This is a genomic window from Bdellovibrionota bacterium, assembly GCA_035292885.1.
In the GTDB taxonomy this organism is placed as follows: Bacteria; Bdellovibrionota_G; JALEGL01; order JALEGL01; family DATDPG01; genus DATDPG01.
In genome coordinates this window covers 1-9,398 of the sequence record DATDPG010000194.1, presented here as the reverse complement: position 1 = coordinate 9,398, position 9,398 = coordinate 1, and the positions used below count along the sequence as shown (strand labels likewise).

13 protein-coding genes are annotated in these 9,398 nt (G+C 54.3%); 12 read left to right on the top strand and 1 reads right to left on the bottom strand.

Annotation, left to right across the window (positions count from 1 at the left end; all coding sequences use genetic code 11):
- Both VI895_14175 and VI895_14170 read left to right on the top strand, forming a co-directional pair.
- The coding region (locus VI895_14175; protein HLG20947.1) for a DNA-directed RNA polymerase subunit beta' at nt 1-757 on the top strand (757 nt) is incomplete at its 5' end.
- A gap of 15 nt (nt 758-772) precedes the next feature.
- A complete protein-coding gene (locus VI895_14170; GenBank protein HLG20946.1) occupies nt 773-1,690 on the top strand; it encodes a hypothetical protein in 918 nt (305 codons plus the stop codon).
- Between the two features lie 311 nt (nt 1,691-2,001).
- Here the strand turns inward: VI895_14170 and VI895_14165 are convergent, their stop codons facing one another.
- Complete coding sequence (locus VI895_14165) at nt 2,002-2,406, bottom strand: PIN domain-containing protein (protein HLG20945.1); 405 nt, start codon at nt 2,404-2,406, stop codon at nt 2,002-2,004.
- 594 nt (nt 2,407-3,000) lie between these two features.
- On the opposite strand from VI895_14165, the gene rpsL reads away from it, so the two are divergent.
- From rpsL to rpsC, 10 genes are all read left to right on the top strand, one after another.
- Nucleotides 3,001-3,369, top strand: coding sequence for a 30S ribosomal protein S12 (gene rpsL / locus VI895_14160; protein ID HLG20944.1), 369 nt, complete (start codon nt 3,001-3,003; stop codon nt 3,367-3,369).
- Between the two features lie 84 nt (nt 3,370-3,453).
- The gene (gene rpsG, locus VI895_14155; GenBank protein HLG20943.1) at nt 3,454-3,924 is read left to right on the top strand and encodes a 30S ribosomal protein S7; all 471 of its coding nucleotides are present in this window, start codon (nt 3,454-3,456) and stop codon (nt 3,922-3,924) included.
- A gap of 67 nt (nt 3,925-3,991) precedes the next feature.
- On the top strand, nt 3,992-6,091 hold the full coding sequence (gene fusA, locus VI895_14150) for an elongation factor G (GenBank protein ID HLG20942.1): 2,100 nt from the start codon (nt 3,992-3,994) through the stop codon (nt 6,089-6,091).
- A 15-nt stretch (nt 6,092-6,106) separates the two neighbouring features.
- Complete coding sequence (rpsJ, locus tag VI895_14145) at nt 6,107-6,427, top strand: 30S ribosomal protein S10 (GenBank protein HLG20941.1); 321 nt, start codon at nt 6,107-6,109, stop codon at nt 6,425-6,427.
- A 3-nt stretch (nt 6,428-6,430) separates the two neighbouring features.
- The gene (rplD, locus tag VI895_14140) at nt 6,431-7,054 is read left to right on the top strand and encodes a 50S ribosomal protein L4 (GenBank protein ID HLG20940.1); all 624 of its coding nucleotides are present in this window, start codon (nt 6,431-6,433) and stop codon (nt 7,052-7,054) included.
- Nucleotides 7,051-7,344, top strand: coding sequence for a 50S ribosomal protein L23 (locus VI895_14135; GenBank protein ID HLG20939.1), 294 nt, complete (start codon nt 7,051-7,053; stop codon nt 7,342-7,344). Before rplD ends, VI895_14135 begins: the two co-directional genes overlap by 4 nt.
- Nucleotides 7,344-8,171: a 50S ribosomal protein L2 gene (gene rplB / locus VI895_14130; GenBank protein HLG20938.1), complete on the top strand. Its 828-nt coding sequence runs from the start codon at nt 7,344-7,346 to the stop codon at nt 8,169-8,171. The genes VI895_14135 and rplB overlap by 1 nt, the downstream gene beginning before the upstream one ends.
- Nucleotides 8,171-8,458: a 30S ribosomal protein S19 gene (rpsS, locus tag VI895_14125; protein ID HLG20937.1), complete on the top strand. Its 288-nt coding sequence runs from the start codon at nt 8,171-8,173 to the stop codon at nt 8,456-8,458. Before rplB ends, rpsS begins: the two co-directional genes overlap by 1 nt.
- Before the next feature lie 3 nt (nt 8,459-8,461).
- On the top strand, nt 8,462-8,794 hold the full coding sequence (rplV, locus tag VI895_14120; GenBank protein ID HLG20936.1) for a 50S ribosomal protein L22: 333 nt from the start codon (nt 8,462-8,464) through the stop codon (nt 8,792-8,794).
- A 10-nt stretch (nt 8,795-8,804) separates the two neighbouring features.
- On the top strand, nt 8,805-9,398 hold a 594-nt coding region (gene rpsC / locus VI895_14115; protein ID HLG20935.1), incomplete at its 3' end, for a 30S ribosomal protein S3.

Genomic DNA, 9,398 nt, shown 5'->3' with positions numbered 1-9,398 from the left:
CATCGCCGAAGTCGATGGAGTCGTTTCCTTCGGAAAAGACACCAAAGGAAAACGGAAAGTGGTCGTTACGCCCGATGTCGGAGATCCGCGCGAGTACCTGATTCCAAAAGGGAAGCACGTGTCCGTTCTGGAAGGCGACCGGATCCGGGCCGGCGAGGCGTTGATGGACGGCTCGGCCAATCCCCACGACATTTTGCGCGTGTTGGGAGAAAAGGAGCTGGCGAAATACCTCGTCGACGAAGTCCAGGAAGTCTATCGACTTCAGGGCGTGAAAATCAACGACAAGCACATCGAAGCGATCGTTCGGCAGATGCTCCGGAAAGTGAAGGTGAGCGATGCGGGCGATACCACGTTCCTGGACGGCGAGCAGGTCGAAAAAGCCCATTTCCAGGAAGTGAACGAAAAGGTGAAGAAGAAGGGCGGAAAACCGGCGACAGCCGAGCCATTGCTCCTTGGAATTACCAAAGCGTCGCTCTCGACGGAATCGTTCATCTCTGCTGCGTCATTCCAAGAGACTACGAAGGTTTTTACGGAAGCGGCGATCAATGGAAAGACCGACTATCTTCGGGGACTCAAAGAAAACGTCATCATGGGCCGGCTGATCCCGGCCGGGACCGGCGTGCCGTATTACCGAAATCTGGGAATTCAGGCGGCGACGGACGAAGCCCCGTTGGAAATGACAAAGGATTCGGAGGAAGCGGACACTTCGTTAAGGTTGACGCCGCCCTCGGTCGAGCAACGGCCGGAAGCGAAGTAATTAAGTGAAGAACGCATGAAAGAGAGACGTTCAGGACCTTACTTGATCCTACTCCTCTTGGTCGCCTCAGGTATTCCGGCGAATGCGCTGGCGGAACCGATCAAAGTCTTTGCAGGTTACGAGTGGTTTACCCACGGTAGAATGACCGGCCTGGGACAATGCGGATTAGACTGTTCAACCGAAACCTCCTGTAAGCTTGACTGTGATGGAATGATGGGATGTGGAGCATTGGGTCTTAAGTCTCTCGAAATGACCAAATATTCGTTCTCGACAGACAACGGGAAACTGAAACTTAAGACCGTTGACACCCAAAAGGGAAAAATCGAATTCGAAATCGTTTCAAAGCTCGAGAGAGAGGGGAACACTCTTCACGACATACACAAAGTGTGTTCGATGTCTTACGTGCCGAAACCAAAAAGAGATCCTGAGGACACGTTCAGCGCGACAGCATTTCGCTGCGTAGACATGTCCGGGGCGAATGGCAAGTCGGAAGGCTCGTTCGACTTGCGAATGCCGGCGGTTTCGTATTATGCGGAGTTGAACTGTCCCATCAAAGTGTTCGGGCATGACAACGCGCCAGGTTCTTCGGATCAATGGTATGAGTTTGTGCAGTATCTCATGAATGTTGAGAAGATTTCGCAGCCATGGGGCATTTTGGCGTGTGTCGAGAATGCGCTCACGATTCCTGCAGAGCAACTCGACAAGGATATCAAGGAACTGGCCTTGTCGCACCGAGAGCTTACGGCTAAAGAAGAGAAAAGGATGTCCGCATATCTCACCGATCAGGCGAACATAGGGATCAATAAGTGTATCGATGAATGGCAGGATGAAGCCGGGAAAGTCGCCGAAGACCTAAAGTCGAGGGTGCGAAAGTACGCGCGCAATAAATTCAATGCCGTGTACAAAGTCGGGTTCGACAAGCTGACGAATTAATATTTTTGATGACAAGTTACTTTCTTTGACAAATTCTAGATCGCTTTGAAGAAGATTCACTAGAAGCTGATTTAGATTCTGTTGCATGAAGCCGCTTTCCTGCCTCCGTCAACGCCATTACGAGATTTAGGGCTTCCTGATGCTGAACCAGTCGTTGTTCCGGAGTCAATGTGAGATTGTGTTCGGTCAACGAAAGATCGAGGCCATATTCAAGGGCCCGCTCTGCTGCTTTTGAGGATCGAAAGTTCATCGTAGTTTCCACCACCCATTCTACCAAACGTGACGAAGATCACACGAATCTAATGGGGGATTTATTCCCAGATCAAAAATCCAGCGGATTCGAAGTGCCGCTGGTCGTACCCAAAAACTTGAGTAATCCTCGAGCGCTTCATCAGGGAAAATGACACACAATCGGTGAAACTCACGTTCAGATCGGCATATTTTGACATCCATTTCAGAGCTTCCGTTTCGTCGGCATGGTCAGGGCGGAGTATGGTCAGAAACGAAGAAGCATAGATGTTATGTCCTACCTCAGAGGCGTATTGATAATCGGTTCGACGGCCAAGGAAGGTCAGGGTTTCGGATACAACAAAATTGGATGTGTAGGCGCGTGGGAATCGTTCGCGCAATTTTTCCCAACTCTTGATGGCTCGCTCGTGATACTGGTCGGATTTCAGGTGGCGTGCAAGAAAGGCCCCGGTATCAATGAAGATCATGGTTCTTCGTCATAGAGATACTTGTCGTGATCCACGCTTGAATCGGAAGGAGCATTTCCTTCATAGGGACGGAAATTGGAAAAGAGTGGGTCCGAACCGCGCGTGGTCTTTCTAGAATGCAACATCGATTCGATCGCCTTCCGGACGAATTCTCCGAAAGAAATTCCTAACTCGCGCGCCTGAAGGGTCGCCTTCCTTTTCAAAACGTCGGGAAGCATAAGGGTTGTTCGATGCATAGTATATACATAATGCTATAACCATATATTGATGTCAATCGGGGGAGGGCATAGTGATAATTTCCAAAGATCTTACGTAGTTTCGTTGAGTCCGCTTCGTCTCCCGCGAACCGGTCAAGTTATTCGCGGAAGAGGGCCTACTAAGGCTCGTCATCAAGCCGACACCCTTTCTCGCGCTTTTCGAATTAACTCGGTCTCGTTCTGAAACACGATGTTTTTGAGTACGAAACGAGGGCATGCCTGAGAATCGAATGCACTCCTCTTGCGAGATTCCGCCGCAAGTCAAAAACCTCTTAATACTCTTGACATTTTTGGCCATTTTACCTATCTTCCCGCCTCTTTTTTCGAAGCGATAACGATGCCTACGATTAGTCAATTGGTTCGGAGAGGACGAGCCCAACAAAGACGCAAAACGTCCGCGCCGGCGCTTGTGAGATCGCCGCAGCGGCGGGGAGTGTGCACCCGTGTTTACACGGTGACACCCAAAAAGCCGAACTCGGCGTTGCGGAAAGTCGCTCGGGTTCGACTGACCAACGGCTTTGAAATCACGGCGTACATTCCGGGAGAGGGACACAATCTCCAGGAACACTCGGTGGTTTTGGTTCGAGGCGGCCGAGTGAAGGATTTGCCGGGCGTTCGTTATCACATCGTGCGAGGCACGCTGGATTCGGTCGGTGTGCAGAATCGAAAGCGGTCGCGCTCCAAATACGGAACGAAAAGAGGGTAAGCGCGGATTGTCCGGTCTGGGGTCCGGCGGGCGGAGCCTGCTGCGCGCAGACACAGGGGAACCTTACGGCAAGGAGTTGAACGAATGCCTAGACGAAGAGAAATAGCGACGCGAGTTCGAGAGGCGGATCCGAAATTTCACGACCGTTTGGTGAGCCGGTTCGTGACGACGATTATGCGCAGTGGAAAAAAGTCCGTCGCCGAACATTTGGTTTACGGATCGTTCGATATTTTGGCCGAAAAGATGAAGGACGATCCTCTTCGGATTTTTAAGCGCGCCATCGACAACATCAAGCCGGTGGTCGAGACGAAGAGCCGGCGGGTGGGAGGCGCGACGTATCAGGTCCCGATGGAAGTGCGGACGACCCGGCGGGAGGCGCTGGGGCTTCGATGGCTGATTCTGGCGGCCAAGAGCCGGCCCGGGCATTCGATGCGGGAGAAGCTCGCGGATGAAGTGATGGACGCTTACAACAACCGCGGCGCGGCCATCAAGAAGCGGGAAGACGTTCACAAGATGGCGGAGGCGAACAAGGCGTTCGCGCACTACCGGTGGTAAGGGAACGAAATTAAGTTTGGAGGAGAGCAGATTTTTCAAGAAATCGTAATGCGCTCGAAAGAAAACGATGTACGTACCTCTGGAGAAAACTCGAAATATCGGAATCATTGCCCATATCGACGCGGGCAAGACGACGACCACCGAGCGCGTACTCTACTACACCGGTAAATCCCACAAAATCGGCGAGGTTCACGAAGGGACCGCCACGATGGATTGGATGGTCCAGGAGCAGGAGCGCGGGATTACGATTACTTCCGCCGCGACGACCTGTTTTTGGCGGAACCACCGAATCAACATCATCGACACGCCCGGGCACGTCGATTTCACGGTCGAGGTCGAACGATCGTTGCGGGTTTTGGACGGAGCGGTCGGTGTTTTTGACGGTGTGGCCGGCGTAGAGCCCCAGTCGGAAACCGTTTGGCGCCAGGCCGATAAGTATAAAGTGCCGCGTCTCGCATTCGTCAACAAGATGGATCGAATCGGCGCGAATTTCCCCCGTTGCGTGGAGCAAATGATCACACGGCTGCATGCGAAGCCGGTGGCTCTTCAGATTCCGATGGGCGTGGAAGACAAGCACACCGGGGTCATCGATCTTGTCACAATGAAGGGGCACCTCTTCAAGGACGAAACGCTCGGTGCGGAATTCGAGACCATTCCGATTCCGGCGGAGTTTGAGGAAGACGCCAAAGTGTGGCGCGAGAAAATGATGGAGACCTTGTCGGAGTCGGACGACGCATTTATGGAAGCTTATTTGGGCGGCAAGGAAATCACAAAAGAGGAAATTCTAAAAGTGATTCGGAAAGGGACGATCCATTTCAAGCATACGCCGGTTCTTTGCGGCGCGGCCTTCAAGAACAAAGGAGTCCAGCAGCTTCTGGACGGCGTCGTCGACTATCTCCCGTCTCCACTGGACATCCCTCCGGTGAAAGGTAAGAAAATGAACGGCGAAAAGGCCGTGGAATTGCTCCGGAAGGCGGACGTGAAAGAACCGTTCTCGGCACTGGCGTTTAAAATCACGTCCGATCCCTTCGTCGGGCAGCTGACCTATCTTCGCATTTATTCCGGAAAAGTCGACAGCGGCATGACCATGCTGAACTCCACGCGCGGAAAGAAAGAGCGAATCGGTCGGATTCTTCTGATGCACGCCAACAAACGAGAAGAGATCGATTCCGCGACCGCCGGGGAGATCGTGGCCGCTGTGGGGCTTAAGAATGCGATGACGGGAGACACGTTTTGCGACCCCGAACACCCGATTCTGTTGGAATCGATCACGTTCCCGGAGCCGGTCATGCAAATTGCGATCGAACCGAAGACGAAGGCCGATCAGGAAAAAATGGGCGACGCCCTCTACAAACTGTCGCAGGAGGATCCCTCCTTCCGTGTGAAGACCGACGAGGAAACCGGCCAGACCCTCATTTCAGGCATGGGGGAGCTTCACCTCGAGATCATCGTCGACCGGATGCTTCGAGAGTTCAAAGTGGATGCGAACATCGGCAAACCGCAGGTCGCGTATCGCGAAACGATTACGAAGAAGGTTAAGAGCGAAGGAAAGTACATCCGTCAGACCGGCGGTCGCGGCCAGTACGGACACGTATTCTTGGAAATCGAACCGAACGAGAAAGGGAAGGGGTTCGAGTTTGAGTCCGCCATCAAAGGGGGATCGATTCCGAAGGAATACATCAAGCCGGTCGAAAAGGGGATCGAGGAAGCCATGGAAAACGGAATCCTGGCCGGGTACCCCATGGTGGACATCAAAGTTCGATTGATCGACGGCTCGTATCACGACGTCGATTCCTCCGAAATGGCGTTTAAGATCGCGGGCTCGATCGGATTCAAGGAGGGGACTAAAAAGGCTTCCCCAATCGTATTGGAACCGATCATGAAAGCCGAAGTCGTGGTTCCAGAGGAGTATATGTCCAATGTTATTGGAGACTTAAACTCGCGCCGGGCGAAAATACTGGGATTGGAGCCGCGGATCGGAACGCAGGTGATCGCCGCCCTCGTACCGCTTTCCGAGATGTTTGGGTATTCCACCGACCTTCGATCCAACACGCAAGGGCGGGCCAGTTTCACGATGGAATTCGATCATTATTCGCCCGTACCCGCGCAGCTGGCGGAAGAGATCGTTTCAAAGTATAGGGACGGCGGCGCTGCCCCAAGGAACTAAGACGACGGAGCTGAAATGACGCAAGAAGAGAAAATTCGCATCCGACTCAAGGCCTATGACTATCAGGTCCTCGACCAATCGACCGTGGAGATTGTTGAAACGGCTCGAAGGACGGGCGCGAGCGTCGCCGGGCCGATTCCACTGCCGACCAAAATCAACCGGTATTGCGTGTTGCGATCCCCTCACACGGACAAGAAATCGCGGGAGCAATTTGAAATTCGGACACACAAACGGCTCATCGACATTTTGGAGCCGACGCAACAGACGATCGATGCGTTGATGAAGCTCGATCTTGCGGCCGGGGTGGACGTCGAGATTCAGAGTTACCGAGGATAAGAGATGGAACTGACGGCGCAGATGGTCGATCAAAAAGGAAAGAGCTCCGGAGAGGCGAAACTTTCCGCGGGGCTTTTCGGGGCGAAACTGAAAAATCACCTTCTCCACGACGCCGTGCTGATGCAGTTGGCGTCCCGCAGGCAAGGGTCTGCGAAAACAAAAACGCGTTCCGAAATCCGGGGCGGGGGCAAGAAACCGTACCGCCAAAAAGGGACCGGCAACGCCCGCCAGGGAAGCAACCGGTCTCCGCTGATGGTGGGCGGCGCTCGGCTCTTCGGCCCGATGCCGCGAGATTACAGCTATCGCCTGCCGCAGAAAGTCCGGCGGCAGGCTCTCGCCGTGGCGCTGAGCGAAAAGCAGCGCGATGGAAAGATCGTCGTATTAGCGGACACTTCTTTCAAAACGCCGAAAACGAAAATAATGCTCGACCTGATGCAGCAACTCAAGGCGAAGAGCGCTCTCGTCGTCGACATGGACAACGACAAACTGTATCGCTCGGTAAGAAATCTTGCGAACGCGAGGTACATCGACGTTCGGGGCCTCAATGTCTTTGACGTGATGAAGTACGACACCTTGCTCCTCTCCTCGGCGTCGCTGAAGTGGATGGAGAAAGAGAGGACGTCATGAGCGCCGAACTGGGAAGCGTGATTCGCCGGCCCATCATCACGGAAAAATCGACGAAGCTTCGAGAAAAAGGAAATCAGGTCGTGTTCGAGGTGTCGAAGCACGCGACCAAGCCGCAGATCCGAGAAGCGATCGAAAAGGCCTTCAAGGTGAAAGTGAAGGGGCTGAACACGCTTGTCGTTCGCGGAAAATTCAAGCAGGTCGGGCGGTATGCGGGAAAGCGGGCGAGCTGGAAGAAGGCGATCGCGACGCTTCGCGAAGGGGACAAAATCGAACTGTTCGAGGGAGTCTGATGCCGATCGTAGGATTAAAACCATTTACGCCCAGTTCGCGATTCATTACGCGGCTTACGTTTGATGAATTAACGCGGTCCAAGCCGCTCAAGGCTTTGACTCAAAGCTCGAAACGCACCGGGGGACGGAATAACCAAGGGAGAATTACGTCGCGTTGGATCGGCGGAGGCCACAAACGACGTTACCGCAAGATCGATTTTCTCCGAAGGGACAAAGAAGGCATTCCGGGAAAAGTCGTTTCGATTGAGTACGATCCGAACCGCTCGACGTTTATCGCGCAGATCACGTACGCGGACGGCGATCGCCGCTACATCTTGGCTCCGGAAGGTTTGAAGGTCGGGTATGCCGTGGTGGCCGGGGAAGCGGCCGAGATTCGGCCCGGAAATGCCCTTCCGCTTTCAAAGATTCCGACCGGTACGCTGGTTCACAACGTGGAAATGAAAGTGGGGCGGGGTGGCCAAATGGTTCGCACGGCGGGTTCGTCAGCGCAACTGATGGCCCGAGACGCGGGATATGCCCAGCTTCGTCTTCCCTCCGGCGAAATTCGGAAGGTTCCCGAACTTTGTTACGCCACGGTGGGACAACTTTCCAACATCGATCACGAAAACATCACGATCGGCAAGGCCGGCCGAACCCGATGGTTCGGACGAAATCCGAGCGTGCGCGGGACGGCGATGAACCCGATCGACCATCCACACGGCGGCGGAGAGGGTAAGACGAAAGGCGGTCGCCATCCGGTGAGTCCGTGGGGACTGCCGACGAAGGGTTATAAGACCCGTCTGAACAAACGGACGGAAAAATTCATCGTTCAACGGAGAAAGAAATAATGGGACGAAGCACAAGAAAAGGACCGTTCGTGGACGGCCACGTAATGAAGAAAATAAAGGAATGTGAAGAGGCCGGCCAGAAGAAAGTGATCAAGACCTGGTCGCGGCGCTCGACGATTCTCCCTGAATTCGTCGGGTACACCTTTGCGATCCACAACGGCCGGAAATTTCTCCCGATCTTCATCACGGAAAACATGGTGGGACATAAATTGGGCGAGTTCGCGTCGACGCGGACGTTTGTCATGCATTCGGGAGATCGCAAGACGACGACGGAGCCGGGGGCGTAACGGATGGCATCCAAGGTATTTTTGAAATACGTTCGAGTCCCACCCCGAAAAGCGCGCCTGGTGGCGGACATGCTGCGCGGGCGGAGCGTGGAAGAGGCCACGGCGATTTTGAAGTTCACGACGCACAAGAGCGCGCCGACGTTCGCCAAGTTGGTGAAGAGCGCTCTCGCCAATGCCACGTCGCAGAAGAAGGTGGATCCGGACTCGCTCTACGTGAAGGAGATTTCCGTGGATAACGGGCCGATCATGAAACGGTTTACCGCGCGGGCCATGGGACGGGGAACGCGCGTCAACAAACGAACGAGCCACATTACGGTGGTCTTGGACGAGAGATAGGAGATACGCGGTGGGACAGAAAGTCAATCCGACGGGTTTTCGGCTGGGCATTATTCGAACGTGGACGTCGCGGTGGTTCAGCCAGAGGGAGTATGCGAAAAGCCTGCACGAGGATCTCAAGATTCGAAGAGTCCTCAAGGAGAAACTGTTCCATGCCGGCGTTTCCCGAATCGAAATCGAACGGGCGGCCAATAAGTGCAACGTGGATATCTTCTCCGCGCGTCCGGGAATCGTGATCGGCAAGCGGGGCGCCGGGATCGACACGCTCCGGTCCGAGCTCCAGAAAATGACGTCGAAGGATATTTCTCTCAACATCAAAGAAGTGCGGAAGGCTGAATTGGATGCGCAACTCGTCGCGGAAAATATCGCGATGCAGCTGGAGCGCCGCGTGGCGTTCCGCCGCGTGATCAAACGCGCCGTTCAGTCCGCGATGAAATTGGGGGCCAAGGGAATCAAAGTTCGCGTCAGCGGGAGGCTCGGCGGAGCGGAAATCGCCCGAAGCGAGTGGCACATGGAAGGGAGGGTGCCTTTGCATACCCTTCGCGCGGATATCGACTACGGCTTTACGGAGGCCAAGACCACGTACGGAATCATCGGTGCGAAA

Bases quoted from the DNA above. Each gene is read 5' to 3' on its own strand.
- VI895_14165 (HLG20945.1), bottom strand. From the start codon at position 2,406: ATGATCTTCATTGATACCGGGGCCTTTCTTGCACGCCACCTGAAATCC.
- rpsJ (HLG20941.1), top strand. From the start codon at position 6,107: ATGACGCAAGAAGAGAAAATTCGCATCCGACTCAAGGCCTATGACTAT.
- rplB (HLG20938.1), top strand. From the start codon at position 7,344: ATGCCGATCGTAGGATTAAAACCATTTACGCCCAGTTCGCGATTCATT.
- rplV (HLG20936.1), top strand. From the start codon at position 8,462: ATGGCATCCAAGGTATTTTTGAAATACGTTCGAGTCCCACCCCGAAAA.
- rpsG (HLG20943.1), top strand. From the start codon at position 3,454: ATGCCTAGACGAAGAGAAATAGCGACGCGAGTTCGAGAGGCGGATCCG.
- rpsL (HLG20944.1), top strand. From the start codon at position 3,001: ATGCCTACGATTAGTCAATTGGTTCGGAGAGGACGAGCCCAACAAAGA.
- VI895_14170 (HLG20946.1), top strand. From the start codon at position 773: ATGAAAGAGAGACGTTCAGGACCTTACTTGATCCTACTCCTCTTGGTC.
- fusA (HLG20942.1), top strand. From the start codon at position 3,992: ATGTACGTACCTCTGGAGAAAACTCGAAATATCGGAATCATTGCCCAT.
- rplD (HLG20940.1), top strand. From the start codon at position 6,431: ATGGAACTGACGGCGCAGATGGTCGATCAAAAAGGAAAGAGCTCCGGA.
- VI895_14135 (HLG20939.1), top strand. From the start codon at position 7,051: ATGAGCGCCGAACTGGGAAGCGTGATTCGCCGGCCCATCATCACGGAA.
- rpsS (HLG20937.1), top strand. From the start codon at position 8,171: ATGGGACGAAGCACAAGAAAAGGACCGTTCGTGGACGGCCACGTAATG.